Origin of the sequence: Streptococcus sanguinis (assembly GCF_003943655.1) — a bacterium.
Taxonomy (GTDB): Bacteria; Bacillota; Bacilli; order Lactobacillales; family Streptococcaceae; genus Streptococcus; species Streptococcus sanguinis_F.
This window is the reverse complement of record NZ_RJMM01000001.1, coordinates 125,514-152,272: the sequence shown is the minus strand read 5'-3', so window position 1 is coordinate 152,272 and position 26,759 is coordinate 125,514. Positions and strand designations below refer to the sequence as shown.

Below are 26,759 nucleotides of genomic sequence, written 5' to 3'. Positions count from 1 at the left end.
CTGGCATTAGGAGGGAGATCAACTAATCTGTATTTGATTTGTGATGGCATAGATGTCATTGTCATCTATCAGGAACTGGCTATCATCATGAGGATCCACATAGACTGGGATAGGTCTAGGATTCTGGCTGTAAGAAATAAAATGATGCTCTCTTAAGGGAAGGCAAATGCTGGTTTGATAGGGCACTTGGTTAATTTCAAATTCAAGCCAAATCTCATGCAACTGATTATACTCTCTAAACTGTTCAGCGGGGATAACATCGATAATATATCCGTCATAGACAGGCCCTAGTCTTCTGGCTTGAGCGAGGCTAGCCTTCTTTATCCAAGCAGCAATGATTAGAGAGAGAATCTTGCCGACTAGCAATAGACTAAAGCCAGGCAAGAAGACTATATAAAAGAAATGACGGTTTTCACTAGAAGCACTCTGATAGGGATACTCAGGATTATAGGCAATAGGGATTTGACTTTGAATTTTGGGTTGTGTAAATCTACCGAGAACAGAATGGCCTTCATAAGTTACGCCGTCTACTTGATATTGGTAGATGCTATTATAAAGACTTAATCCTCCTCCTCCTCTACTTCCTCCGGTTTCATACACATCATAGTCAATGACTTGAGCGGATGTAGTTTTCCAACCATAAAATACGGCTTTGAATTGCCCTGTTGCAGTGATACAGATATAAGTGAGGGCTATCATAATCAGGCTTAGGTAGACTAAAGATACAATGGGATTCTCTTTACGAACTGTTCCCTCAACAATGCTGATGCTTTTTGCCGCCTTGGGTTGCGGCTTTGGCTCCTGTAGAGGATTAAAGGCCTGATAGAGGGAGCCGGCAGCAAATGCCATAAATAATAAGAATCCCAGCAATGGCATGAGTACAAGGACAGGGATGGGGATGTCATTCTTATATTGGCTCTGATCAGGCGACTTGGGATTATAGAGAATGCTAATGGTTTGCCCAGACTTAGGCACTTCATATTGATAGATGTCTGAAATCCCTTGGTAGGTTTGGCCATCAACAATGTAGTGATAAATAGGGTAGTAAGTGGGCGTAGAGCGATTTTCCGGACTGGTCGTAAAATCGCTCACCTCAGCCGTTATGGTCTGCCACCCCTGAAATCGACTCTTATACCAATTAGTGGACGAGACATCTTTCAGCATCATGAACAGAAACGACAGCCCCACGAAACAGCTGAATAAAGCAAAGAGTAGTTTGTATAATTTGTTTGAACTAGTATTGTCTTTTGTCATATTATCCTATTATACCATAGGTCAGGGATTTTTAGCTTTTCTCTATGTTAAACAGACCTATTTCATTCGATAAAAATCAATCACTAGACCAGCAGGTCCTTTAACTAGCAGGGATTCTGTTCCCCAATCAGTTACAGCTGGGCCGTGTAAAATCTCGGCACCAAGCTCTTTCAACCGTTTGTAGTTCTGGTCTACATCCTCAATCTCGATGTGAAGAATGATGCCTGACTGAAAATTTTCCAAAGGAATCAAATGATTTTGAGACAACATGAGGCAGTGACTGCCAATCGTGAACTGAGCAAANCTGTTGTCAACATAGTCTGCCTTTTTATCCAAAATACGCTCCAAGTCAGCACAGACTTGAGGAACATCTGAAACGATAATATCTAATTGATTTAAATTCATTGACTATTCTCCATAAAAAGACCGGATTGCTCCGATCTTTTCAAGTTCCGCTCTAAGAAAATCAAGTTATAAACAAGACATCGAACCGCAGGCAGTACTGGGGTACGGCAAGGTGAAGATAACACAGTTTAAATTTGATTTTCAGCGAGAGGAATTATTTAATTGCGCGTGATTGCAAGCCTTCTTCTTCCAAGAAGAGACGGAATGGTACGAGTTCTTCTGCTTCGTATTTTTCCTTGAAGGCTTTGATTGCTTCTTCTGAGTGAAGTTTTGGATCCAACTCAAGAACTTCTACCGGAAGCGGACGGTGTTGCGTGATGCGGGCATCAATGACAACTGTCTTACCTTCTTTGTTGAGTTTTACAGCTTCTGCAACGACTGCGTCGATGTCTTCGATACGGTCAACTGTAAATCCAATAGCTCCTTGTGCTTCAGCGATTTTAGCATAGTCAGCGTTTGTGAAGTCTACACCAAACAAGTGTTTGTTTGTGTCTTCGTATTTGTTCTTGATGAAGCCGTACTCAGCATTTGAGAAGACAAGGTTGATAACTGGAAGGTCGTATTGAACGTTTGTGATAACGTCTGGGTAGCACATGTTGAATGCACCGTCACCCATGATGTTCCATACTTGACGGTCTGGATTGTCTTTCTTAGCAGCGATACCACCAGGAAGGGCAATACCCATTGTCGCAAAGAGTGGAGAGGTACGCCACATGTTCTTAGGAGTCATGTGAAGGTGACGAGTAGATGTTTGAGTTGTGTTACCTACGTCGATTGAGTAGATAGCGTCTTGGTCAGCATGTTTGTTAATGGCATTGTATACTTGGTACAACTGCAATTCACCCTCAGTTTTACCTTCGAGTTTGTTCATGTAATCGCGCCAGTTTTGGTTGTTCTTAACGTTTGCACGCCACCATGGAGTAGACTCAACTGCGTCTACCTCATCAAGAATCGCTTTAGCTGCTTGACCTGCATCACCAAGGATAGAAGCGTCAAGGGCATGGCGTTTACCAAGTTTGTAAGGATCGATATCCACTTGGATGAATTTTTCAGTGTTCTTGAATGCTTNGTAAACTTCAGCAAATGGGAAGTTTGAACCAAGGAAAAGAACTGTGTCTGCTTCAAAGACCACTTCGTTAGCTGGTTTCCAACCAACACGGTAAGCAGAACCTGTCAAACCTTCGTAGTTCCACTCGAAAGCTTCAAAGTTTTTACCAGTTGTGATGATTGGTGCTTTGATTTTACGTGACAATTCAGTAATCACTTCACCAGCTTTAACACCACCAAATCCAGCGTAGATAACTGGACGCTCAGCCTTGTTCAAAATTTCAACAGCTTTGTCGATTTCAACTTCGTTCAAAGCAGGAGCGATGAATGAACGTTCGTATGAACCTGAACCGTAGTATGAGTTTTCGTCGATTTCTTGGAAACCAAAGTTTACTGGGATTTCAACAACAGCTGGACCTTTTTTAGAAACTGCAGCACGGCAAGCTTCGTCGATTACTTTTGGCAATTGCTCAGCGTAAGCGACACGTTTGTTGTAGACAGCGATACCGTTGTACATTGGGTTTTGGTTAAGCTCTTGGAAGGCATCCATGTTGAGTTCGTTGACTGGACGTGATCCAAGGATAGCAAGGAATGGAGTGTTGTCCATAGCTGCATCGTACACACCGTTAATCAAGTGGGTCGCACCTGGACCACCTGAACCAACTGCAACCCCGATTGAGCCGCCGAATTTAGCTTGCATCACCGCTGCAAGAGCACCAGTTTCTTCGTGGCGAACTTGCAAGAAGCGGATATCTTTGTCTTCAGCCAAAGCATCCATGAGTGAGCTGAGTGTTCCTGATGGGATACCGTAGATGGTGTCTACGCCCCATGTCTTCAATACGTTGAGCATTGCTGCAGATGCAGTAATTTTTCCTTGAGTCATAATAATAACTCCCCTTCAATAAAATAAATTTTCAGTTGTTGAAAACATTTCCACTTGTGAATGAAAACGCTTCAAGAAACTTTACTCTATCAATTTATCATGTTTTCTCGCTCTTGTATAAGAATATGCTCAGAGATGATATAGAACTATTACATAACACATAGCCCTGAATTTTTTCACAAAGTCCAATGTGTTTTATAATAATTTTCATAATCCCTTTGAAATCAAGCATCATTCACAGAAAACTTTTGTAAGTTTAAGAAAATAAAAAAGCTCTTTTCTGATAAAACAGAGCTATATTTTTTCGAAGAAACTACAAATATTCCTGCAAAACCTTGGACAGGGCTGCATAGCCAGCAATGGTCAGATGGAGGCCGTCAGTTGTGTAGCCTGGGCGCAGCTGGCCTTCCCCGTTCAGAAAAGCATCGTAGAGATCGATAAATTGGACATTCATGTAGGCGTTAGCCAGCTGGCGATAGGCCTGATTAAGGGCCTGAATCTTTTCATTGCTGCGGACATAGACCGTGCTCTTGTAGGCTGGAGCTTCATTGACCGGCAGGACCGACAGCAACTGGATCTGAGCCAGAGGATAGTCGCGAGAAATCTCCTGAATAATGGCTTCTAAATTCGCCAGCGTTTCTGTCTGAGGCATCTCCTTGCCAATATCATTGGTACCAATCAGGATAAAGACCTTATCCAAAGCCTGCCCAAAGAGATGGGCATCTAGGTTGTCTAAAAGCAAATCAGTCTTATAGCCCCGAATGCCGCGGTTAATCAGGACCTTATCCGTCCGCAATAGTTCCTGCAATGGATAGTATTCTACGATAGAATCTCCGATAAAGATGATGTCTGGCTCCTTGACGGAGAGTTGATTGAGCTCTCTGTAGTTTTGCTGCAATTTTGCCTGCTCCTTGAGAAGCCATTCTTCTAGTAATTGTACTGCCATTATTCTTTTTCCTCTTCTAGGTATTGCTCAATCACCTGTAGAACACCGGCTTCTGTATTGGCCGGTGCTAGGTAGTCTGCTACCTTTTTGACTCGCTCATCACCATTTTCCATAGCGTAAGAAATACCAGCTAATTCAAGCATTTCTATGTCATTTTCACTATCCCCAAAAGCCATGATTTCCGAGCTTTGAATCTGCCACTTAGCCATCAGCTGCTGCAAGCCCCAAGCCTTGTGCATCCCATCTTGGAGGATGTCAATGGCTCCGTAACCACTGGCAACTGCGCTCAATCGGCCTGCAAAATGCTGATTAATCAGACGAGCATGCTCTGCTGCTGCAGCCTCTTCTACCATCATACTCATTTTCAAGACCTTGTCAAAGGGATAATCCTGAAGGCTTGGCACAAAATTCATCCGCTTATAGAAAAGCTGGGCCATTTCCTTAGTCATGACTTTTTCAATCAAGGGAAACTCTGTACCCTCCTGAACAAAGCCACCTCTTTCGGAGGTCACAACCAGCTGAAGCTCCCTTTCATGACCGGAAAAATAAGCCAGCGCATCCCTAATCAATCCAGGTTCCCAGAAGCTGCTCATGCTTAGCTGGTTCTTTTCAAAAATCCGCGCTCCGTTGGCGACTACCAAGGTCATGCGTTCTACCAAATCTCCCAATAGCAGTCGCATCCGTGGAATTTCATTACCAGTAGCCACCACAAAGCGAATGTCTCTCTTCTCCAGCTCATCTAAAATAGTAGCCAGACGAGGCAAATCCAGCTGTCCCTGTCCATCCAGCAAGGTTCCATCCATGTCTGTCGCTATCATCTTTACAGTCATCTTTTTATCCATTTCTATCTTTATCATCCAATTTGGATTGCCTCTTTTCCAGAAAACCTCTGACTTTTAGACATATTATACTACTTAAAAAAGTAAAAAGAAAGGCAAGAAGAGGCGGTTAAGACGGTCGATTTTACAAAGGGCACTTTTCAATCTTCCAGTTTTATATTATAATCATAGCTATATTCCTGTCGTAAAATTGGAGGTCCTCATGAGCAAAAAAGAAGTCGCATTCCCACGCTACCAGCAGATTGCCGTCGCCATTGCCGAGCGAATCGTTGACGGCAAATATCCCATCGGCAGCAAAATCTATGCTCGCTCTACCTTAGCCAGCAACTTCAATGTCTCTCCCGAGACAGCCCGCAAGGCTATTAATGTGCTGGTAGATCTGGAAATCATGGAAGTCCGCCATGGCAGCGGGGCATTCATTTCCTCCAAGGAAAAAGCCCAGCAGTTTCTTGAGACCTATAAAGATGTCAACTCTCTGCAGGATCTCAAAAGCAAGCTCCACCAGAGCATCCAGCGCCAAGAGGAAGAATTTGCTAACTTTTCCCAGCTGCTTAACCAGCTTCTCAGCCGAACTAAAGATGTCCAGCAGCGCTTCCCTTTCAATCCCTACGAGCTCCAGCTCTCAGCAGACGCCATCAACCTAGGAAAATCTATCAATGAGCTCAATATCTGGCACTCGACTGGCGCTACCATTGTCGCAGTCCAGCAGGGAGACCAACTCCTAATCTCGCCTGGTCCTTATACCAAGCTGGAAGCCGGCAATACCATCTATTTTGTTGGCAACGAATTATCAGTCGGTTTGATGCATAATTTATTTTTTAATGAAATTGAAACAAACAAGTGAAACAGCACTTGTTTTTTCTTTGTCAAAAAAACAGAATAGACAGGCGAATCCGCTGTCTGACAAGGTTTTTATGACTTTCAGAAATATTCCAAAAATCCCCACTCCCTTTTTTATAATAGCCGAAAAAGACCGGTCTGACGGTCTTTTGGGTTTGACAAAGTGACCACACGATGTTATACTGTGATGGTCTTTTAAGTGACAACTTATAAAAATAAACATGTAGTCACTTGTACAAAAGGAGAAATACGTTGAATAAACTAGAAGTAAAACATTTGACTAAAATTTTCGGTAAAAGGCAAAAGCAGGCACTGGAAATGGTGCAGCAAGCCAAAAGCAAAACGGAAATTTTAGAAAAAACCGGTGCTACTGTCGGAGTTTACGATGTAAACTTTGAGGTTCAGACTGGAGAAATTTTTGTCATCATGGGACTGTCCGGTAGTGGGAAGTCTACCCTTATCCGCCTGCTCAACCGATTGATTGATCCAACATCAGGCGACATTTACATTGACGGCCAAGATGTGGCCAAGATGAACGAAGAGGAGCTGCGTGACGTTCGCCGCCACAAGCTCAATATGGTCTTCCAGAACTTCGGCCTCTTCCCACATCGGACCATTCTGGAAAATACTGAGTTCGGTCTGGAAGTCCGAGGTGTTGATAAGGAGGAGCGCACGCGCCTAGCTGAACAAGCTCTGGACAATGCCGGTCTCCTCTCTTTCAAGGACCAATACCCCGATCAGCTCTCCGGCGGGATGCAGCAGCGGGTTGGCTTAGCTCGAGCTTTGGCCAATAATCCTGATATTCTGCTCATGGACGAGGCCTTCTCAGCTCTAGATCCCCTTATCCGCCGCGAAATGCAGGATGAGCTGCTGGATCTGCAGGCAGAGCATGAGCGTACCATTATCTTTATCACGCACGATCTCAATGAGGCCCTGCGTATCGGTGACCGTATTGCCATTATGGCTGACGGTCAGATTATGCAGATTGGCACCGGTGAGGAAATCCTGACCAATCCAGCCAATGATTTCGTTCGAGAGTTCGTTGAGGATGTGGACCGCTCTAAGGTCCTGACTGCTCAGAATATTATGACAACGCCACTGACTACCAACATTGACATCGACGGACCAACCGTGGCCCTTAATCGGATGAAAAAAGAAGAGGTCAGTATGCTGCTGGCTGTGGATAGGAAGCGGCATCTTAAGGGTAGTCTAACTGCCGAAGCCGCCCGCGATGCCCGTAAACAGCATCAAGCACTGGCTGAAGTGATTGATAAGAACGTCCGCAAGGTCACTCAGGAAACCCTGATTACTGATATTTTCCCGCTGATTTACGATTCACCAGCGCCTCTGGCCGTTGTAGATGATAAGGACAAGTTAGTCGGCGTTATTATCAAAGGTCGAGTCATCGAAGCCTTGGCCAATACTACTGAATCTGAAGAATAAGGGAGGTTCGTATTTTGAATATTTTACAACAGCCAATCCCCGTTTCTCAATGGGTTGAGGCCTTTACTAACTGGGTAACTGATACCTTCTCCGGACTTTTCTCGGTCCTTCAAGCTATCGGAAATGCCATCATGAATGGAATGACAGACACCCTGCTCTTCATTCCGCCCCTGCTCTTTATCGCAGTCATCACTATTTTTACCTATTTGATTTCCAAGCGTAAGCTGGGACTGCCCCTGCTCACCTTCCTAGGCTTGCTCTTTGTTTACAACCAAGGACTCTGGGAAAATCTTATGAACACTGTGACCTTGGTTATCGTCTCCAGTGCCATTTCCATTATCATAGGTATTCCACTGGGGATTTGGATGGCTAAGAGCAATCGTGTCGAAGCAGTTATCAAGCCCTTGCTGGACTTTATGCAGACCATGCCGGCCTTTGTCTATCTGATACCGGCCGTGGCCTTCTTCGGTATTGGTATGGTGCCTGGGGTCTTTGCCTCTGTCATCTTTGCCCTGCCACCGACTGTCCGCTTTACCAATCTAGCCATTCGTCAGATTCCGACCGAGCTGATTGAAGCGTCAGACTCCTTCGGGGGCACTGGCAAGCAGAAGCTCTTCAAAGTTGAGCTGCCTCTGGCTAAAAATACTATCCTAGCTGGGGTCAATCAGACCATCATGTTAGCTCTATCTATGGTCGTTACTGCCTCTATGATTGGGGCGCCAGGACTGGGCCGCGGCGTTCTCTCTGCCTTGCAGCATGCCGACATCGGTTCCGGATTTGTCAATGGGGTATCTCTGGTTATCTTGGCCATTATCATTGACCGCCTGACCCAGAAGCTCAACCAACCTCTGGCTAAAAAATCACCGGTCACTGCCAAGGAAAAACGCAACAAGATTATGCTCTGGTCTGCTCTGGCTGCTGTCATCCTGACAGCCTTTGTCGGAAATCAAGTGACCAAGCTCCAGCAAAGCAAAAAAGAAAAAGTCAACCTTGCCTATGTTGAATGGGACTCCGAAGTTGCCTCAACCAATGTCGTAGCGGAAGCTCTCAAGGAAATGGGCTACGATGTCACCATCACACCGCTGGACAATGCCGTTATGTGGAAGTCCGTTGCCAATGGCGAAGCTGATGCCATGGTTTCTGCCTGGTTGCCGACCACCCACGCTGCTCTCTATGAGGAGTACAAGGATAAGCTAGTGGACTTGGGGCCAAACCTTGAGGGCGTTAAGACAGGGCTAGTCGTACCAAGTTATATGGATGCTGACTCCATCGAAGACCTGTCAGAACAAGCCAAGAAAACCATCACAGGTATTGAGCCCGGTGCTGGTATCATGACCGCGACTGAGAAGACTATGCAAGAATACAGCAATCTCAGTGGTTGGAATCTTTCTTCTTCCTCAACAGGAGCCATGACCACTGCTCTGGATCAAGCTATTAAGAATAAAGAAGATATCATCGTAACCGGCTGGTCACCTCACTGGATGTTCTCCAAATACGACCTCAAGTACCTCAAGGATCCTAAGGGAACAATGGGTGGCAAGGAAGCTATCCACACTATTACTCGAAAAAATCTAGACAAGGACTTGCCAGAAGTCAACAAGGTCCTAGATAACTTCAACTGGACCCAAAAGGACATGGAAGAAGTCATGCTTAAGATTAACGAAGGCAGCTCACCAGAAGCTGCAGCCAAAGAGTGGATCAAAAACCACCAAAAAGAAGTCGAAAGCTGGAAGAAATAAAAGTATAGAAAAAACCCTGAGATACTGTTATCTCAGGGTTTTTGATTGGCTTCTTCCTTGCCTTACAAGGCTTAGGCATCTTTTAAAGATTGCTTCTATTTGGATCATCATTCTTTAATAGCATCTTCGTATCTGTCAAAAGCATAGTGGCTCTGCGCATAGAGTGGATTATCCATGGCCAATAGCAAGTATTCATTTTCTTTTTTATTGCTGTCTCCATCAGAGTCATTCCAGGTAACATCTAAGGCCAGCCACTGACCATCTACTTTTGCGAAGTTCCAAGCATGCGGGTCAAAATCATCTGTATTTCCACTCACATACATGGTTTCGAGACCAGCTTCCTGAGCAAGAGCCTGGAAGGTCACAGCATAAGCTTGACAAACTCCCTTACCCTCAAATAGCGGACCAGTAATATCAAAACTAGATTCATACTTACGAATACCGTCCTGCATATCTTTAAACGCTTTTGAAATAGCCTCTTCTGATTCTTTATTCTCAATAGATGTTTTGTAATTCAAAAAGCCTTGGTAAGCAGCCTTATCATAGCTAATATGCTCAATCATATACTGATTAATTGCCTCAATCTTTTCTCTGTCGCTCATCTGGTCTTTGATGATGTCTTTGACAATCTCTTTGACCTTTTTACGGGCTTTCTTATATTTGGCTGTTTCGTCAGCATCATATTTAAAGTGTACCACATGTTGCTTAGCATCAATGGCAGGAACTACTCCCTGCTGAATGACTGGATTTTGCTCTAAAACATCGTGAAGCAATTCACTGACATCTCCTTCACTCAGCTCTGGAAACTCACTGTAATCAACATATTCTGCATCGGACAGAAGGGCCTTGGCAAAATATTCCTGCGCTGCACTTCTGGCTGCCACTCTTTCCTCAATATCGCTAACATCATGAACGACTGTTTTACCCTTGAGATCCAAGTCAGCCTGCTCTACACTGATATATTTCTCTGAAACACCCGACTTGCTTTCCTCTTTATTGACCTTTTCATTATGCTTATCTACAACAGGCTGCACTTCTTCTACACTAGCCTGTTCAATGAAAAAGTCCGTTTTGACAGTAGGCATGCCCTTGATAGAGACCAGACATCTGACATCCCGGCCTTCTTTTTCAATTTTTTCATAGACGATTGGAAAGTTCTGAATCTGGCCATCCATCATCTGCAGTGGTGCTTCTTCAGGAATGTTTCCCTTCTGCCGCAGAGCGGAAACCTGGTCAGAAAAAGTCCGAAAATCGATTTGATTCGGCATCAGTTTCGCAAAGCTATCAGATGAGATAGGATTGCTGATCGTGCCTAAAGCTTCTTTGTCTTTGAGGGGAACAACAAGGAGTTCATAAGGCTTTTTCTCAACCGTTTTCTTACTGTAATCCTGATCGTAAGCCTGCAGCAACCGTTGTCTGGCAAGTATCGGATCATCTCCGGAACGGCCGCCGTTGCGGCTATCATAGTGGGTAGGCAAATCTGTCCGATACACTGTCGAAGTGACCCGATCGACCTCTTTATAGTTATAAAGACCTGTCTTGGTATCACTGCCAGGTATGGTTACATACTCTCTTTTTATAATGGAATAAGAGTCCGCTCCCGGCACTTCCGTCCATTCCAGCTGCAAGCGACCATCTCCGAGCAGACTGCTCTTGGTTTTCAGAGCTAGCTTATCGCGCCCTTTCTTATCTATCTTAACGATCCAAAGTTTTGGCTTTTTAAGCTTTTTACCTGTGCGCTCATCATCCCGTTGCAGCAAATAGACCGTATCAAAGACACCCCAGCTCTCACCTTGCTTGGCTAGACCATATTCCGTATGCTCTCCATTTGGCTCTACTCTAGTCGCAGAGAAATGATAAGCGGGCTCAATCACTATCTGCCGCTTATCATTCAGCTTAAAGTCACCTCCTAAAATAGCTCGTAAGTTGCTGTCTCCATAAATTTCAAAGGAAGAAATCAACTCAGTCTGTCCTGCATGTGGCAGTGTCTCAAAATCGTTAGGCTTTTGTACCTCTGTCGGAAATGTAATAGGCTCATTTTCCTTGATCTGAATGACCTTTTCTTGGACATCATAAGGAGTATTTTTGCTGTATTTTTCTCTCAGCTTACGAACACTTTCCGAAAATTGGCTGCCTTTCTCTCCTGGACCGCCACCGTTCTTTTGAAAAAGACTGCAGCCCATCAGAAAACAAATCAACAAAGTAAGCAGAGAAATGAAACGGATTTTCCTACTCATGATTTTCCCTCCTGAAATAGATATTCTTAACATATTATACCATATTTTATTTGAGGCGTCTTTGTTTTTTGCAAACGGATTCATATGTCTGCAATTTTGAGAATAAATTCTTACTTTTTTATAGAGACAGCTTTCCTCAAAACACTGCTTTTCCTCTAGTTGCTTTTAAAATCAAGAGGGGTCGACAAAATTCCCATCTTAAAATATAGAAAAAACCAAGCCAGATAGGACTTGGTTCTTTCTATAAGGAGCCATTCTATTTTGTTTAAGTCATTCAATCCTGATAGAGGCTGTCTCCATTCGTCGCAATGACTTCTTTGTACCAATCAAAAGATTTTTTCTTATAACGGGCTAGAGTTCCGCTACCGTCATCGTTGCGGTCAACGTAGATAAAGCCGTAACGTTTGCTGAGCTCTGCCGTGCTGGCTGAGACCAGGTCAATACAGCCCCAAGTCGTGTATCCAAGGAGTTGTACGCCATCTTCCAGCGCTTCTCCTACCTGCTGCAAGTGCTGTTTGAGATAATCAATGCGGTAGTCATCTTCAACCGTTGGGCCAGTTGGACCCTCCACCAAGACATCCTTGGCACCGAGACCATTTTCCACAATGAAGAGAGGCAGCTGATAGCGGTCATAAAAGCTATTTAGTACCAAGCGCAAGCCGACTGGGTCAATCTGCCAGCCCCATTCTGAACTAGCCAGATGAGGATTTAGGATACCACCTAAAAGATTGCCTCAGCCGGAAGAATAATTTTCCGGATCATGAGCCGCAACCACACTCATATAGTAGGAGAAGGAAATAAAGTCTACAGTATTTTCAGCTAAAAGCTCTTTGTCGCCCGGCGCAAACTGAATCTCAATCCCATTCTCCTTGAAGAAACGATTGATATAGGCTGGATATTTCCCACGCGCATGGATATCAGAGAAGAGATAGTTTTGATTTTCAAATTCCCGAGCTGCCAGCACATCTTCAGGCTTAGGCGTCATGGGATAAGCCGGCATGGCCAGAACCATACAGCCAATCTTAAAATCAGGATTAATCTCATGACCAATCTTCGTTGCCAAGGCAGACGCCACCAGCTCATGATGAACTGCTTGATAAAGGTCCTGCTTGGATAGTTCTTCAGCTGGCGTGGCAATGCCTCCGCTCATAAAAGGCGCATGGAGAACAGAGTTGATTTCATTAAAGGTCAGCCAATACTTGACCTTATCCTTGTAGCGGGTAAAAACCGTGCGGACATAGCGCTCGTAGAAGCCAATCAAATCGCGGTTGGCCCAACCATTGTACTGACGAGCCAAATGCAGGGGCGTTTCATAGTGAGAGAGGGTAATCAGAGGCTCAATGCCATATTTAGCCAGCTCATCAAAGAGATCGTCGTAGAATTGCAGACCAGCTTCATTGGGCTCCGGCTCGTCTCCGTTTGGGAAAATCCGAGACCAGGCAATGGAAGTCCGGTAGACCTTGAAGCCCATCTCAGCAAAGAGAGCAACGTCCTCCTTATAGCGATGATAGAAATCAATCCCTTCCAGCTTGAGATTATCTGGTGTCGGCCCCTCGGTAATCAAAGGATTGCGGTCACCTGGCTTGGCTGGCACTCCGCCTTTTGGAGTCACATCCTGAACAGACAGGCCTTTTCCATCCAAATTATAGGCGCCTTCATACTGGTTAGCTGCAGTTGCACCGCCCCAGAGGAAATTCTGCGGAAATTTACCCATTTGCATTTTCTCGCTTTCGTTTTTTTTATATTTATATTATAATAGTTGTCAAACATATTTTCTAACACAATTATCTTAATAAATTGTACTATTCTATGAAAGAGTGTCCCCATGATTGATTTAGGCCAACTACATAAAAATACCGTTTTTAAAAACCAAGGAACCCCTTATTCTCTGACCCGCACCATCACTGAAAATGGTCATCCAGATATTCTTTTCCACTGGCATACCGATGTTGAAATGATTTATGTCCACGAAGGAAAAGCACAATTTCATATTGACGACGACTACTTTAACAGCGAAAAAGGTGATATTATCCTGATTCGTCCCAATGCCCTGCACTCCATTCACCCCATCAACGACGAGCGCCATTATATGGACGCCATTAATTTTCATCTGGATTTGATGGGCTACTCTGCCATGGATCAGGCTAGCATCAACTATCTGCAGCCCCTCTACAATGGTCAGCTGGACTTGACTCATGTTATCAAGCCCAATGATACAGCCTATACGGAGATTCGTCAGTGCCTCTTAGCAGCTATGGAAACAGGCTATTTCCGCAAATCTCACTACGAGTTTCAGCTCAAAGCCCAGCTCAACCAGCTCTTCTACCTGCTCTTTGAGAACGGCTATGTCATTTCCAAAGACCTATCACCAGAAGGCTATCGCAAGGAAGAAAAAATCCGCTCCATCATCGACTACATCAATGCTCACTACCAAGAAGACTTGAACATTGACCAACTGGCTGGCATTTGCGGCTACAGCTCCACCCATTTCATGAACTTCTTCAAGAAGCATCTGGGCGTTTCCTGCATTGAGTACCTGATCCAATTCCGCCTGCGCAAGGCGGCCGAACTCCTGCAGCACTCTAACCTCTCTGTTCTGGAAATCTCCAGCCAAGCAGGCTTTAATAACCTGTCCAACTTCAACCGCCAGTTTAAAAAATACTACCAAATGACACCAAGCCAGTATCGGAAGAAATGAAGCGCTAAAATAGAAAATAAAAAACGAATACCTGCTAACCAAAATATGCTGAGGGTATTCGTTTTTTTATGCTAATTTCACAAGAAGGACAGAAATAATAGTATCTTTTTACATATAAGTCAGCTAAGACCTAAGTGTTTCGATTGTTGTCATTACGACCTCATCGTTTCTATACTAGCAAGTTCAGCAGGAGATTGAAGAGTCCTAACCAAAAGATAGCTAGCAATAAATAGCGCCCCTGCTTTTCCTTGAAGAAATTTCTCCGCAAAAACAGGCAGAAAACCAGCAAGACCAGGGAGCACACTAGCAACAAAAACAAGATAAACATGGGTATAACATACAAAAGTATCCACAAACCAAATTGCATTTCATTTTCTTTCTAATAAAATAAATCAAAATGATAGACGAGCTCGAAAGCGGTCTGTTTCATTCATTAACAGTTCTATAATCCTTTTTAATTATAACNAAGTCCTCAATTTCAAAACATCAAAAACCAGATTGGAAAATCCAATCTGGCTAAACTCATATTCAAACAATTTATTGCCCCGGCCAATTCAGTCCAACATGAGAATTCATTTCCTGATAGGCGGTATCAATCCGTGCTCTGGTTTCTTGGTCCAGTTTGTCTCGATACTTGCCGCCTTCGATAAAGTCATCCAAAATCCAGGTTTGGTAAGTGTATAAAGGAGAGCCGTCTGCTGAAGTAGCGCCCTTTTCAACTCGGCTGACCCAGCTCGGATGAGCCTGAGCACTTTTTATCTGCGTGCCCTTTGGTGTCTTTTCAATGGTAACATCCATCAGCACTCCGCGCTCAGTCCAATGAGCATTTTCAATCTCCTCCATGGTTTCGATGCGCTGATTAGAAATGAAATTCCCCATAGAATACATAATCAGCTTCTTCTGGCCATCTTTCTCTAAAATCTCAGCTGGCTGAACCACATGCGGATGGCCCCCAAAGACGATATCTGCTCCCCAGTCAATCATTTTATGGTAGAGGGTCATCTGCTCCTCGGTCGGCTCTAGCTGGTACTCTATCCCCATCTGAGGCATGACGACTGTAATATCTGCTTCCTTTTCTGCCCGCTCAATCTCGGCCCGCATCTTTTCTTCATCCAGATCGGATAGGCGAGCATCATAATCTTCCTGACTGAGAAGCCCCTCCATACCATTGTAACCATAGGAGTAAGCCAGCAGTGCGATCTTAATGCCTTTGACTTCCTTTATCAAAATCGGTGCCTGACTGCGGCTTTCATGCGGATAAACACCGATAGAAGTGATTCCCTCTTTTTCAAAAGCCTGAGCTGTAGTGAAAACTCCCTCCAAGCCAGAGTCTAAAATGTGATTATGAGCCAGATCCATCACCTGATAGCCGGCATCCTTGATGGCTGGAACTACGGCTTCTGGAGCATTAAAGAGCGGATAGCCATTCAATGGATAGTCCGGCCGAATCGTGCCTTCAAAGTCCCCTAAGACCAAGTCTCCCTGCCGAAGCCATTCCTTAGCATAGTGGAAATTCTCAGAAAAATCATAAGTTCCATCTTCTTTCTGAGCACTTAGATAAAGGCCGTCGTGATAAAGCAAATCCCCAGTCGCCATGATACGAACCGTTTGATTCCGAGAGGGATCCGTCTGCTGCTCTTTCTTTGCAGGGAAGGAAAAGCTGAAGTCAGGTAAATGCTCTGACAGCAGAATTAAGCCGGCTGACATCCCAACAACTGTCAAAAGCACTCCGACAAACTGCCGATTGCTAAGCTGTTTTTGAAAGAACTTAGGACGAGGAAGCGGCAACTTCTTAATCCAATCCCGCCAAGCTTGGTAGGCATCTGGCAGGAGAGTATGCTCTGCAGCAAAACCCGATATCTTTTTCCAAAGTTCCTGAAAAAAAGTCTGAATCTTCTCCCAAAGAAATTTTTTATCCATCGCATCTCTCCGCTTTTTCTTGCTTGATAACAGCACATCAATCTTTACTATATTGTACTATTTTTACTGTCAAAAGAAAAGGAAAGCAAAAAGCAGGAACTGGGAGAAGCATGCTACAATCTTCAAATTGCGGCAATCTCTCCCATTCTCCTGCTCCATTTTCTATTTTTTCAATTCTAAGAGCTGATCAACGAGCTGAAACTCGGCTTTCATTCTTACCCAAAACTTCCTAGATCTACCGTCAGCACTTGGCCGTCTCGGACAACCTGTCGCCCTGCAATGTAGACATCCTGAACATCGCTGCCCTTGACTGCGTATACTAGGTGCGACAGCATATTTTCCAAAGGATAGAGATGAAGTCGTCCCTTAGGTTGAATGACAATGAAATCGGCTTGTTTCCCCGTTTCCAGACTGCCGATTTTCTTCTCTAATCCCAGCGCCTTGGCTCCCTCAATAGTCAAAGTTTTCAAGGCCTGCTCAATAGTAAACTGAGTCGCATCTCCTGCCCGCATCTTCTGGAGGAGGGCAGCTGTCCGACCTTCTTCAAACATATCCAGATTATTATTGGAAGCGACAGAGTCCGTCGCTAGGCCAACGGTCACTCCAGCGGCTAATAAGTCCGTCACCGGAGCTACTCCAGAAGCCAGCTTGAGGTTGCTGATAGGATTGTGGGCGATGCTGACTGGTGAAGCCGCTAAATCCGCAATTTCTGACGGATTCAGTTCAACTCCGTGAGCAAAAATGGCTGGCTGCTCTAAGTAGCCCAGGCCTTTTAAGAAAGCCAGAGGCCGTTTACCATAGCGCTCCAGAATAATTTTATTTTCTTCCTGTGTCTCCGCCACATGGATATGAAGCTTCAAATCCAGCTCACGCGCTAACTCAAGACTGCCCTTGAGCAGAGCTTCGTCACAGGCATAAGGCGAATGAGGCGCCACCATGACCTGAAAATCTTCATCATCATAGGAGCGAATTTTCTCAATAATGGTCCGAGTACGTGCCAGAGTCTCTTCTGCTGTTTCCGACCCTGAGCTAAAGAGAGTTGGTGAGAAATAGCAGCGCATACCAGACTGCCGCACAGTCTGATAAATTCGGTCAATCTCCACTCCCTGAGGATTATACATGTCGTTAAAAGTCGTTGTTCCTGACTGCAGCATTTCAGCTAGAGCCAGCTGGACAGCCTGGGTCGTTAGATCCTCCGTGAATTGACTTTCTGCTGGCCAGATATAGTCCTCCAGCCATTCATGCAGATTACTGTCATCACGAATTCCGCGCAGCAAGGTCATGGCCGAGTGAGTATGACAGTTAACCAGCCCTGGCATGATCCAAGCACCTTCATAATCCACTGTTTCACTGCATTTCCCTAGCCAGTTTTCATCATAGGGACCGCAGTAGGCAATGCGGTCGTCCTCAACCACCAACAGCCCCTCCCGGTAAACATGAAATGCGCTGTCACAGGTCACCAGATTGACACTTGTATAAGCTTTCATCCGCCATATCCTCACTTTCCCAACACTTGGTTTCAAGAGATTTTAGCTATTATAACAAGCCTAATCTAATTGTGCAAGTCTTTTTATAAAATCATGGCATAAAAAGAGCCCCAGCTGAGGCCCTAGTTGTTAATCATTATCTATGACTAATCTTCCGTGTCAGGAAATCCCCAACAAACTGAATAAAGAAGATGAGCAGCAAAATAAGAATGGTCGCAAGAATAGTCACATCATGGTTGAAACGCTGATAACCATAAGTCAGGGCAACATTTCCCAGTCCACCGGCACCAATCGCTCCAGCCATAGCGGTCTCCCCAACCAGAGAGATGAGTGTAACAGTCGTCACACGAATCAAGTCCGGCAGACCTTCCCGCAGGTAAACACCGACAATGTCCCAGAAGGTTGCTCCACTAGCCTGCGCTGCTTCAATGACTCCTCGGTCTAGTTCGGATAAGACCACCTGAACCTGACGGGCAAAGAAAGGAAAGACAGCCAGCGAGAGAGGCACCAAGGCCGCAGTCGGTCCAATCCCAGTTCCTACAATAATCCGAGTAAAGGGATTGATAAGGGCTAGGAGAATGATGAAAGGAATCGCTCGGAAGATAGAGGTAACCTTATCTAGGACGAAAAAGACAAGTCTATTTTCCAAAATACCTCTCGGCCCTGTCAAGACGAGTAAGAGACCAGCGATAAAGCCTAGAATCCCTCCGATAAAGAAAGGAATGATAGTCATATACAGAGTCAGGTAAATAGCTGTTCCCCAGCCAGCCTGCCCAGACCAGCCCATTCTATAAACATTGGGCATAAATTGTTGAATCAGCTGTAGCATTAGTTACTCCTTTCTTTCAGAACATGCAGCTCTACTCCTGCTTCGCGCAGACTTTCCTGCACCGCCGCCAGTTGCTTGGTCTCTCCAGATAAGATAACGACCATTTCTCCGACCGGTACATGATCTAAAATCTCAATATTGGCGTGAAGAATATTGGCAGATATTTGATACTGCTTGTAAATGTCGTTTATAATGGCTGTGTCCGTCACCACACCTGAATATTTCAGGTGGGCCAGAATGGAACTTTCCGGCAGTTTTTGCACAATCTTTTGCTGGTTGATTTTGATCATGGCCTCATTGATACCGGTTGCGGTCGTAATGAAATCTTGGGTCAGCTCATTCTTGGGATTAGAGAAAATATCCAGAACTGAGCCTTCCTCAATCAGCCGACCATTCTGCATGACTGCTACCCGGTTAGCAATGTCCTTGACAATCTGCATTTCGTGGGTAATGAGGACAATAGTCAGGCCTAATTTTTGATTCAAATCCTGCAATAAAGCCAGAATCTGCTTGGTCGTCTTAGGATCCAGAGCGGATGTGGACTCGTCCGAGATTAGGATTTTGGGATCATTGGCCAAGGCCCGCGCAATAGCCACCCGCTGCTTCTGACCGCCAGACAGCTGGGCAGGATAATTGTCCGCCCGATCTGCTAAGCCTACCAAGTCTAAAAGTGTATGAACTTTCTTCTCTTTTTCAGCAGCTGATAAAGGTGAATGCTTGAGCGCAAAGGCAACATTTTCCTTGGCTGTCATCTGTGCCATGAGGTTAAAATGCTGGAAAATCATTCCAATATCCTTACGCTTTTGGCGTAGCTCAGCTGCAGTAAGCTGAACCTGATGATGATCATAGAAAACCGTATCATCCACCGTAATCTTACCGGCAGACGGCACCTGCAGCAAGTTAATGACACGGACCAGAGTAGACTTTCCGGCACCAGAATAGCCTACAATTCCATAAATATCTCCCTGATTAATATGAATGGTCACATCTTCTACGGCCCTAATGTCTTGCTTTTTTTGATTAAAAACGACATCAATGTGATCCAATTTGATAATTTCTTTGCCCATAATTTCCGATTCACTCCTTGATTTGTCCAATATGAGATTTAGCCACTATAGCCTTTTAATTTGCTTTCCGCCTGTCGCTTGACTAGGGAAATGTGATGCCACAAGCCGCAATCTTTACCGACCTAACCCAAAGCCAGATACTGTTCAAACTAAATGACCATAATAGCAGATAAAGGGCTGGAGAAGCTATTCTCCGCCCTTCTTAATCATTTCGTTTATTCAATACAATGACTTTCTGCTGGTAAAAATTACCAAACTGGCTGATCCATACCATCTGATGATTCTTCGATAACTTTTTTCACTTCATCAGTATGGTAAGCCTTGATAATTTTTTCAATCGCGTCAGCCTTGTCTGATTTCTTCCAATCTGCTTTCGCTGCAATCAGGTTATACCATTGTTTTGAGTTTTCATTGGCTTCTTCTTTGAAGAGGGCCTTCTTGTAGTCAATGCCTGCTTCACGAACGAAAGTATTATTGACAACTGCAGCATCTGCTGAAGTCAGAGAAGCTGGTGTTTGAGAAGCATCCAACTCAGAAATTGTCAGATTCTTCTTGTTTTCTTTGATGTTGGCAACAGTCGCAAGTTCCTTACCTTTAACATCAAGCTTAATCAAGCCAGCTGATTCAAGAAGATAAAGGGCGCGGCTCTCATTTGTCGCATCATTTGGAACGGCAATCGTACCATTTTCTGGGATGTCTTTCACATCTGTATATTTATTTTTGCCGTCCTTGGTACCAGAGTAAAGACGAATCGGTGCGATATAGGTATCCGCAACAGACACAAGGTCTGCTCCCTTCTCTTTGTTCCAGTTTTCAAGGAAGTTGTAATGTTGGAAAGCGTTGATATCCACATCACCGTCAAGCAGAGCTTGGTTAGGCTGAGAGTAGTCGGTAAACTGCGTATACTCCAATTTCACGCCTGCATTTTCTTTGTCAAGAATCTCTTGAACCTTGTTCCAACGCGCTTCTTCTGTATCACTCAGGCTCATTACCCCAACCTTGACGGTTACTGGGCCGTCTGCTGATTTGCTCTCCTTACTAGAAGAAGCTCCGCAAGCTGCCAAACCCAAGGCTGCAAGGCCTACTAAGCCTACTGAAAAGATTTTTTTCAAATTCATCATTTATTCTCCTTTAATGGATAAAATTCTAAATCTTCTATTCTATAAGATTACTTCTCATTTTACCATGTTCAAGGAGACTTGGCTTATATAAATAATTTATCGCCGTGATAAAAAATTTATATAACGGATTGAAGCATTTGAGTTGATTTCATGCCCTTTTACTGCATGAAGGTCAGCAGATAGCCGTATCCTTCTGCTTCCATTTTTTCTTTTGGAATAAATCGCAGAGCAGCTGAGTTGATACAGTAACGTAGGCCTCCTGCTGCTTCTGGGCCGTCAGTAAAGACATGCCCCAGATGGGCATTGCCAGAACGGCTGCGCACTTCGATACGCTCCATGCCATGGCTCTTATCTTCATAATATCGCAGAACTTCTCTGGCAATAGGCCGGCTAAAGCTAGGCCAGCCGCAGCCAGATTCAAACTTGTCACCAGCAAAAAAGAGGGGCTCACCAGTCGTCACATCTACATAAATTCCTTCTTCAAAAGTGGCATTGTAGGCATTTTGGAAAGGACGCTCTGTTGCACTAAGCTGTGTCACCTGGTACTGCTCTTCCGTCAGCTGCTCTTTCAGTTCCTCATCAGTAGGTTTCTCGTACTGACCAGGATCGACCAAGGGCTGATAGGCGTCATTGACATTGATGTGGCAGTAGCCGCCGGGATTTTTCTTGAGATAATCCTGATGATAGTCTTCAGCTCGGACATAGTGGCGCAAAGGCTCTAGCTCAACAGCAATCTTTTGACCCAGCTGCTTTTCCTGCTCAGCAAAGACTTGTTCTATAACTACTCTATCTGCTTCATCTGTATAGTAAACGCCCGTCCGATACTGACGTCCTACATCATTTCCCTGCTTATTGACTGACAGAGGATCAATAACTCGGAAATAATAGAGTAGGATTTCCCGCAGACTGACCCGCTCTTCATCATAAATCAGATGAACCGTCTCTGCATGATCCGTCTGATGAATCAGCTGGTAGTTGGTTGATTCCACCTGGCCATTGGCATAGCCTACTGACGTTTTCTTAACACCTTCAATGCGGGAGAAGTAATCTTCCAACCCCCAGAAGCACCCACCTGCTAAATAAATTTCTGCCATAAAAACACCTCATTTCTTTGCGACTATTTTCTCATAAAAGGAGTCGAAATTATAGCAATTTGATTAGAACTTTCTTCAAAATGATATGAAAAAGCTGGCTTGCAATCAACATCAACCCAGGCATCTTCTTCATTTCAAATCACAACAACTCTTGTATAGAAGATTACCCCTCAATATACTTCAATTTTCCTCGGAAATCTTCCAGGCTTTCATAGCCTTTTTCTTCCATAATAGCCTTGAGTTCTGCAGTGATTCGCTCGAAGGCTGCGACTCCTTCTTTATGAAGGGTTGTTCCTACCTGCACCATACTGGCTCCACAGAGGATATGCTCAAAGGCATCGCGGCCAGTCAGGACACCTCCAGTTCCGATGATTTGGATTTCCGGTTTCAGACGTTGGTAAAATGCATGGACATTGGCCAGAGCAGTCGGCTTGATATACTGACCTCCGATACCTCCAAAGCCATTTTTCGGACGAATGACCACTGACTCATCTTCTATATAAAGACCATTTCCGATAGAGTTTACACAATTGACAAACTTGAGCGGATATTTGTTAAAAATCGCAGCGGCCTGGTCAAAATGCACGATGTCAAAATAAGGAGGCAGTTTGATTCCTAGGGGCTTGGTGAAATAAGCAAAAACTTCTGACAAGATTTTTTCCGTCGTTTCAAAGTCATAGGCAATCTGCGGTTTGCCAGGGACATTGGGACAGGAAAGATTGAGCTCAGTAATACCTTTAAAGTCACTTACCTGCACTTTCTTAAGAATGGTATGGGTTTCTTCTGGCGACATACCGACCAAAGAGAGGAAGAAAGTGCGATTTGGTTCGCTTTCCTGGAGTTCCAGCAGGTATTCAAGATAGTAGTCTAAACCATTGTTGGGCAAGCCCATGGAGTTGATAGAGCNAAGCGGAACATCCTGATATCGTGGCTCTGGGTTTCCCTGACGAAATTCCAGCGTCGCCGTCTTGGTCACAAAGGTTCCCGCAGCAGAATCTTTGACTTCCGCCAGTTCCTCTTTTGTCATGCAGGCAACCCCAGCTGCATTCATCAGGCAGTTATCAAAATCAAAACCAGCAATTTGTGTAGATGTCGAAACCATAGTAAAACGCTCCTTTTTCTTCTGAAGGCGAGTGCCTTTAGCTCATTTCCCCTATTATATCACCAAACTCCACTTTTTCGTTTTTTTAACCGGCAATTCCTGACTAACGTTCGGAAAATATCCAGTTCGATTGGTCGACTTTCTGAAATATTTCAGAAAATAAATTGTGGAAATTTTTAGAAAATTCAACTTTTTTCTTTACAAGGGAAAAAAAGTCTGCTATAATGTTCCATGTAATAAAATATGACATTTAAAAGATGTCTGTTTTAAAGTTTTAAACACATCCTCGTCATACAAGCTGCAAACAGCTTCCGACAAGATGGTTTACTATTTTATTTAAAGGAGAATGACAGATGACAACTGCTAAAGAATATATCCAAAGCACTTTCGAGACCGTAAAAGCACGCAACGGACATGAGGCCGAATTCCTCCAAGCTGTTGAAGAGTTTCTCAATACCCTGGAGCCCGTTTTTGAAAAACACCCAGAATACATTGAAGAAAACATCCTAGCGCGTATTACGGAGCCTGAGCGCATTATCAGCTTCCGTGTTCCTTGGGTAGACCGCGAAGGTAAAGTACAAGTTAACCGTGGTTACCGCGTACAATTTAACTCAGCAGTTGGCCCTTATAAAGGCGGTCTTCGTTTCCACCCGACTGTAAACCAAGGGATCTTGAAATTCCTCGGATTTGAACAAATCTTTAAAAACGTCTTGACTGGCCTGCCAATCGGCGGTGGTAAAGGTGGATCTGACTTTGATCCAAAAGGCAAGACAGATGCTGAAGTGATGCGTTTCTGTCAAAGCTTCATGACTGAATTGCAAAAACACATCGGCCCATCTCTTGACGTTCCAGCTGGTGATATTGGTGTTGGCGGACGTGAAATCGGCTACCTCTATGGCCAATACAAACGCCTCAATCAATTCGACGCTGGTGTCTTGACTGGTAAACCCCTTGGATTTGGTGGCAGCTTGATTCGTCCAGAAGCAACTGGCTACGGCTTGGTTTACTATACCGAAGAAATGCTCAAGGCCAACGGCCAAAGCTTTGCTGGCAAGAAGGTGGTTATTTCGGGTTCTGGTAACGTAGCCCAATATGCTCTTCAAAAAGCAACTGAACTCGGTGCAACTGTTATCTCTGTATCTGATTCAAACGGTTATGTCATCGATGAAAACGGTATTGACTTTGATCTTTTGGTTGATGTCAAAGAAAAACGCCGCGCTCGCTTGACAGAATATGCTGCTGAAAAAGCAACTGCTACTTACCATGAAGGTTCTGTATGGTCTTACGCTGGTAAATATGATATTGCTTTGCCATGTGCGACTCAAAATGAAATCAACGGTGAAGCAGCTAAACGCTTAGTTGCTCAAGGTGTTATCTGTGTATCTGAAGGTGCCAATATGCCTAGCGACCTGGATGCTATCGCAGTTTACAAAGAGAATGGTATCTTCTACGGACCTGCCAAAGCTGCCAATGCTGGTGGTGTAGCAGTATCTGCCCTTGAAATGAGCCAAAACAGCCTTCGTCTGTCATGGACTCGCGAAGAAGTTGACGGCCGCCTCAAGGACATCATGACAAACATCTTCAACACAGCTAAGACTACTGCTGAAACTTACGGACTTGGCAAAGACTACCTGGCTGGTGCTAACATTGCTGCTTTCGAAAACGTAGCCAACGCTATGATTGCCCAAGGTATTGTTTAACTAGTCGATACATCCTATCGGAGGACAAATCATGAACTTACGGCCAATGGAAGTGAGAGACAATCCAGCTGTAGCGCAGCTCATTCGAGCCAGTCTAGAAGAATTCGGGCTTGACAAACCAGGAACTGTCTACTTTGATTCTCATCTAGATCATTTGGCCGACTATTATCAACATCAAGAGAGGGCAGCTTACTTTGTTCTGGAAGACGAAGGTCATCTCGTTGGCTGCGGTGGTTTTGCACCTGTGTCTGATAAAATTGCTGAATTACAAAAACTGTATGTCACTAAAAACAGTCGTGGCAAAGGTTATTCCAGTCAGCTGATAAAGCAGATATTCCAAGAAGCCCGCCTAGCAGGTTATGAACAGCTTTATCTAGAAACCACTACTGAACTGGCTACGGCCGTGGCCGTCTATCAACACTATGGTTTTACATCACTGCAACAACCAATTTCGAACGCTGCCGGCCACCCAGCTATGAATATCTGGATGATAAAATCCCTCTTATCAGATGAATAGATGTCGGTATACCCTGGCTGTCTCAAGAACATCATGACCAACATCCTCAACACAGCTAAAACGACCGCTGAAACTTACGGACTTGGCAAAGACTACTTGGCTGGTGCTAACATTGCTACCTTCGAAAACGTAGCCAACGCTATGATTGCCCAAGGTCCTGTTTAAATACTATTTAACTAGAACTCAAAGAAATCCGACTGCTTATAAAAGCGGTCGGATTTTTATATATCTAATTTTTCAAAAAATTTGCCTGCTGACTGCTTTTCTTTTAGCTTCTCCAGCAGCTCATTCTCCAGAAAAGGACTTAGTTCGTCAAAATCTTGACAAACCTTAAAGACTGTTTCTCTGTCCAACTGGTCATAAGCTAGTTCGTAATAGTCCTTATTATGATGCCAGCCCTGGTCATAATTGACATCTGTTCGCTGATAGTAAACGATGTTTTGCTTCGGTGTCAGGTAAAGCTTCTGTGTTAGAATGCTTTTCTGATCTTTGGACAGCTTGCTACGATTGAAAATCTTGACACCTTGAAAAATCTTTCGCTCATGGATACCTTGATTTGTAACTTTCAATTCGACTCTTTTATAATGCATACTGATACCTCCAGAAATCACCTACATTATATCAGGTTCTGGCAGATTTTCAAGCAAAAGCGTCATTTCCAAAAGTCTTTAGTCGCCTCTAAAATCTCTGCCGTCGGTGTTACTGTGGCCTCAATAATGCTCTTGCCAGTATTTTTTAGATAGGCTTGTATCAGATGATAGCCATAAGCATAACCCGCAGCATAAGGCATACCGACTGGTATTTGACCTTGAATCTCAGCGATTTCATCACCGTAGAGATAAGGAGCCATTTCCGCCATCCCCGTTAGCTGAAGCTGGCTTGAGATGATAGGCTTAATCTCCTCTAATTGCTCTGGACTGGTTGAAGTGACCCAGGGTCCGATGAGCTCCTTGCCATAGAGCTCAGCAGCAAAAGACTCTGCCAACCCCTCACTGACTACCCAGTCTGCTAAGGTCGTCTGCTGGTTCCATTTGATAAATTGGAAGCGGACATTATGGTTGCACTCATGGGCCAGCGCCGCCTGCACACGTGGCAAAGTATAGTCATTTGGTAGTAGACTAAGCATGAGGTAGCCTGGAATCCCGCCATCTCCACTGTAACCCTTATTGAGCTGGAGCATAGCCTTTTCTGGATTGCCTAATAAAATAGTAAAATGATAAGCCTCAACCTCTAAGTCATAGCCAGCCTGCTCGAAAAGACCGATACTCCTTTTAATGGTATCTTGGCAGTCTTGCCAGAGTTGATCAGAGCTCAGAGAGTCGATAGCTGGTCTATCCTTTTCCGACAGAGTTCCAGGCAGCTGATTCATAAAGCCAAGTAGAAATAGAGCATCAAATCCTCCAGGATACTTCGCTTTTAAAGGAATGTGCTGAGTTTGGTATTTAGGAGCAAATGGAGCGAGTATTTTCGCTCGAAAACAGCCCTCCCTTTTATCAAATGGAAGTTCAAGCAGCTCCTGATAAACTTTATCAGAGCGAATAATATTAATTTGCATAGTGATCTCCTTTTCTAGTTTTCACTAGTATACACC

At 44.3% G+C, this 26,759-nt stretch carries 22 protein-coding genes and 2 pseudogenes; 7 read left to right on the top strand and 17 right to left on the bottom strand.

All coding sequences use genetic code 11. The features are described from left to right. Positions 1 to 18 precede the first annotated feature (18 nt). From D8886_RS00740 to D8886_RS00720, 5 genes are all read right to left on the bottom strand, one after another. Positions 19 to 1,167, bottom strand: a complete 1,149-nt coding sequence (locus D8886_RS00740) for a DUF3592 domain-containing protein (protein WP_446677709.1) — start codon at positions 1,165 to 1,167, stop codon at positions 19 to 21. A gap of 144 nt (positions 1,168 to 1,311) precedes the next feature. Beyond that, entirely contained in the window at positions 1,312 to 1,659 is a 348-nt protein-coding gene (locus D8886_RS00735; protein WP_125433918.1) for a VOC family protein, read from the bottom strand. A gap of 154 nt (positions 1,660 to 1,813) precedes the next feature. Beyond that, entirely contained in the window at positions 1,814 to 3,589 is a 1,776-nt protein-coding gene (gene spxB / locus D8886_RS00730; protein WP_125433917.1) for a pyruvate oxidase, read from the bottom strand. Between the two features lie 313 nt (positions 3,590 to 3,902). After that, positions 3,903 to 4,535 carry an SGNH/GDSL hydrolase family protein gene (locus D8886_RS00725; RefSeq protein WP_125433916.1) on the bottom strand — a complete coding sequence of 211 codons (633 nt, stop codon included), beginning with the start codon at positions 4,533 to 4,535 and terminating at the stop codon, positions 3,903 to 3,905. Beyond that, positions 4,535 to 5,392 carry a Cof-type HAD-IIB family hydrolase gene (locus tag D8886_RS00720; RefSeq protein WP_002901458.1) on the bottom strand — a complete coding sequence of 286 codons (858 nt, stop codon included), beginning with the start codon at positions 5,390 to 5,392 and terminating at the stop codon, positions 4,535 to 4,537. The genes D8886_RS00725 and D8886_RS00720 overlap by 1 nt, the downstream gene beginning before the upstream one ends. A 184-nt stretch (positions 5,393 to 5,576) precedes the next feature. Between D8886_RS00720 and D8886_RS00715 the strand changes: the two genes are divergently transcribed. From D8886_RS00715 to D8886_RS00700, 3 genes are all read left to right on the top strand, one after another. Continuing rightward, positions 5,577 to 6,218, top strand: a complete 642-nt coding sequence (locus D8886_RS00715) for a GntR family transcriptional regulator (RefSeq protein WP_002896558.1) — start codon at positions 5,577 to 5,579, stop codon at positions 6,216 to 6,218. Between the two features lie 248 nt (positions 6,219 to 6,466). Continuing rightward, complete coding sequence (locus tag D8886_RS00705) at positions 6,467 to 7,657, top strand: quaternary amine ABC transporter ATP-binding protein (protein ID WP_002898349.1); 1,191 nt, start codon at positions 6,467 to 6,469, stop codon at positions 7,655 to 7,657. 14 nt (positions 7,658 to 7,671) lie between these two features. Further along, positions 7,672 to 9,396 carry an ABC transporter permease/substrate binding protein gene (locus tag D8886_RS00700; RefSeq protein WP_125433914.1) on the top strand — a complete coding sequence of 575 codons (1,725 nt, stop codon included), beginning with the start codon at positions 7,672 to 7,674 and terminating at the stop codon, positions 9,394 to 9,396. Between the two features lie 107 nt (positions 9,397 to 9,503). Here D8886_RS00700 and D8886_RS00695 read toward each other — a convergent pair whose 3' ends face one another. After that, positions 9,504 to 11,633: a transglutaminase domain-containing protein gene (locus D8886_RS00695; RefSeq protein ID WP_125433913.1), complete on the bottom strand. Its 2,130-nt coding sequence runs from the start codon at positions 11,631 to 11,633 to the stop codon at positions 9,504 to 9,506. A 274-nt stretch (positions 11,634 to 11,907) separates the two neighbouring features. Continuing rightward, positions 11,908 to 13,353, bottom strand: a pseudogene (locus D8886_RS00690) (glycoside hydrolase family 1 protein). 105 nt (positions 13,354 to 13,458) lie between these two features. Between D8886_RS00690 and D8886_RS00685 the strand changes: the two are divergent. Continuing rightward, positions 13,459 to 14,331 (top strand): AraC family transcriptional regulator, encoded by an 873-nt coding sequence (locus tag D8886_RS00685; protein ID WP_049553250.1) that lies wholly within the window; start codon positions 13,459 to 13,461, stop codon positions 14,329 to 14,331. Between the two features lie 152 nt (positions 14,332 to 14,483). Here D8886_RS00685 and D8886_RS11880 read toward each other — a convergent pair whose 3' ends face one another. The 8 genes from D8886_RS11880 to D8886_RS00645 all read right to left on the bottom strand — a co-directional run bounded on the left by D8886_RS11880 (position 14,484) and on the right by D8886_RS00645 (position 22,951). Next, the gene (locus D8886_RS11880) at positions 14,484 to 14,684 is read right to left on the bottom strand and encodes a RhtB family transporter (protein WP_125433912.1); all 201 of its coding nucleotides are present in this window, start codon (positions 14,682 to 14,684) and stop codon (positions 14,484 to 14,486) included. A 184-nt stretch (positions 14,685 to 14,868) separates the two neighbouring features. Continuing rightward, a complete protein-coding gene (locus D8886_RS00675; RefSeq protein WP_125433911.1) occupies positions 14,869 to 16,251 on the bottom strand; it encodes a CapA family protein in 1,383 nt (460 codons plus the stop codon). A 215-nt stretch (positions 16,252 to 16,466) separates the two neighbouring features. Further along, complete coding sequence (locus D8886_RS00670; protein ID WP_125433910.1) at positions 16,467 to 17,738, bottom strand: TRZ/ATZ family protein; 1,272 nt, start codon at positions 17,736 to 17,738, stop codon at positions 16,467 to 16,469. A gap of 136 nt (positions 17,739 to 17,874) precedes the next feature. Continuing rightward, positions 17,875 to 18,567, bottom strand: coding sequence for a methionine ABC transporter permease (locus tag D8886_RS00665; protein WP_002898357.1), 693 nt, complete (start codon positions 18,565 to 18,567; stop codon positions 17,875 to 17,877). After that, a complete protein-coding gene (locus D8886_RS00660; RefSeq protein ID WP_125433909.1) occupies positions 18,567 to 19,634 on the bottom strand; it encodes a methionine ABC transporter ATP-binding protein in 1,068 nt (355 codons plus the stop codon). Before D8886_RS00660 ends, D8886_RS00665 begins: the two co-directional genes overlap by 1 nt. 248 nt (positions 19,635 to 19,882) lie before the next feature. Further along, positions 19,883 to 20,755, bottom strand: coding sequence for a MetQ/NlpA family ABC transporter substrate-binding protein (locus tag D8886_RS00655; RefSeq protein WP_125433908.1), 873 nt, complete (start codon positions 20,753 to 20,755; stop codon positions 19,883 to 19,885). Between the two features lie 158 nt (positions 20,756 to 20,913). Continuing rightward, the gene (gene msrB / locus D8886_RS00650; protein ID WP_125433907.1) at positions 20,914 to 21,849 is read right to left on the bottom strand and encodes a peptide-methionine (R)-S-oxide reductase MsrB; all 936 of its coding nucleotides are present in this window, start codon (positions 21,847 to 21,849) and stop codon (positions 20,914 to 20,916) included. A gap of 163 nt (positions 21,850 to 22,012) precedes the next feature. Then, positions 22,013 to 22,951 carry a dihydroorotate oxidase gene (locus tag D8886_RS00645; RefSeq protein WP_125433906.1) on the bottom strand — a complete coding sequence of 313 codons (939 nt, stop codon included), beginning with the start codon at positions 22,949 to 22,951 and terminating at the stop codon, positions 22,013 to 22,015. 353 nt (positions 22,952 to 23,304) lie between these two features. Between D8886_RS00645 and gdhA the strand changes: the two genes are divergently transcribed. The 3 genes and pseudogenes from gdhA to D8886_RS00625 all read left to right on the top strand — a co-directional run. Further along, positions 23,305 to 24,651: an NADP-specific glutamate dehydrogenase gene (gene gdhA, locus D8886_RS00635; protein WP_125433905.1), complete on the top strand. Its 1,347-nt coding sequence runs from the start codon at positions 23,305 to 23,307 to the stop codon at positions 24,649 to 24,651. A gap of 31 nt (positions 24,652 to 24,682) precedes the next feature. Further along, entirely contained in the window at positions 24,683 to 25,168 is a 486-nt protein-coding gene (locus tag D8886_RS00630; RefSeq protein ID WP_125433904.1) for a GNAT family N-acetyltransferase, read from the top strand. A 15-nt stretch (positions 25,169 to 25,183) separates the two neighbouring features. Continuing rightward, positions 25,184 to 25,333 (top strand): annotated as a pseudogene (locus D8886_RS00625) (NADP oxidoreductase); the annotation flags it as partial. A 56-nt stretch (positions 25,334 to 25,389) separates the two neighbouring features. Here D8886_RS00625 and D8886_RS00620 read toward each other — a convergent pair. Together D8886_RS00620 and D8886_RS00615 are read right to left on the bottom strand one after the other, a co-directional pair. Continuing rightward, a complete protein-coding gene (locus D8886_RS00620; protein ID WP_125433902.1) occupies positions 25,390 to 25,758 on the bottom strand; it encodes an EXLDI protein in 369 nt (122 codons plus the stop codon). Between the two features lie 62 nt (positions 25,759 to 25,820). After that, on the bottom strand, positions 25,821 to 26,723 hold the full coding sequence (locus tag D8886_RS00615; protein ID WP_004188786.1) for a DUF2268 domain-containing putative Zn-dependent protease: 903 nt from the start codon (positions 26,721 to 26,723) through the stop codon (positions 25,821 to 25,823). Positions 26,724 to 26,759: the final 36 nt, after the last annotated feature.

What these genes read in the sequence shown, in the direction of transcription:
- D8886_RS00740 (WP_446677709.1), bottom strand. Translation starts at nt 1,167, where the DNA reads ATGATGCTGAAAGATGTCTCGTCCACTAATTGGTATAAGAGTCGATTT.
- D8886_RS00725 (WP_125433916.1), bottom strand. Translation starts at nt 4,535, where the DNA reads ATGGCAGTACAATTACTAGAAGAATGGCTTCTCAAGGAGCAGGCAAAA.
- D8886_RS00720 (WP_002901458.1), bottom strand. Translation starts at nt 5,392, where the DNA reads ATGATAAAGATAGAAATGGATAAAAAGATGACTGTAAAGATGATAGCG.
- D8886_RS00715 (WP_002896558.1), top strand. Translation starts at nt 5,577, where the DNA reads ATGAGCAAAAAAGAAGTCGCATTCCCACGCTACCAGCAGATTGCCGTC.
- D8886_RS00695 (WP_125433913.1), bottom strand. Translation starts at nt 11,633, where the DNA reads ATGAGTAGGAAAATCCGTTTCATTTCTCTGCTTACTTTGTTGATTTGT.
- D8886_RS00685 (WP_049553250.1), top strand. Translation starts at nt 13,459, where the DNA reads ATGATTGATTTAGGCCAACTACATAAAAATACCGTTTTTAAAAACCAA.
- D8886_RS00675 (WP_125433911.1), bottom strand. Translation starts at nt 16,251, where the DNA reads ATGGATAAAAAATTTCTTTGGGAGAAGATTCAGACTTTTTTTCAGGAA.
- D8886_RS00670 (WP_125433910.1), bottom strand. Translation starts at nt 17,738, where the DNA reads ATGAAAGCTTATACAAGTGTCAATCTGGTGACCTGTGACAGCGCATTT.
- D8886_RS00665 (WP_002898357.1), bottom strand. Translation starts at nt 18,567, where the DNA reads ATGCTACAGCTGATTCAACAATTTATGCCCAATGTTTATAGAATGGGC.
- D8886_RS00660 (WP_125433909.1), bottom strand. Translation starts at nt 19,634, where the DNA reads ATGGGCAAAGAAATTATCAAATTGGATCACATTGATGTCGTTTTTAAT.
- D8886_RS00655 (WP_125433908.1), bottom strand. Translation starts at nt 20,755, where the DNA reads ATGATGAATTTGAAAAAAATCTTTTCAGTAGGCTTAGTAGGCCTTGCA.
- msrB (WP_125433907.1), bottom strand. Translation starts at nt 21,849, where the DNA reads ATGGCAGAAATTTATTTAGCAGGTGGGTGCTTCTGGGGGTTGGAAGAT.
- gdhA (WP_125433905.1), top strand. Translation starts at nt 23,305, where the DNA reads ATGACAACTGCTAAAGAATATATCCAAAGCACTTTCGAGACCGTAAAA.
- D8886_RS00630 (WP_125433904.1), top strand. Translation starts at nt 24,683, where the DNA reads ATGAACTTACGGCCAATGGAAGTGAGAGACAATCCAGCTGTAGCGCAG.
- D8886_RS00620 (WP_125433902.1), bottom strand. Translation starts at nt 25,758, where the DNA reads ATGCATTATAAAAGAGTCGAATTGAAAGTTACAAATCAAGGTATCCAT.
- D8886_RS00615 (WP_004188786.1), bottom strand. Translation starts at nt 26,723, where the DNA reads ATGCAAATTAATATTATTCGCTCTGATAAAGTTTATCAGGAGCTGCTT.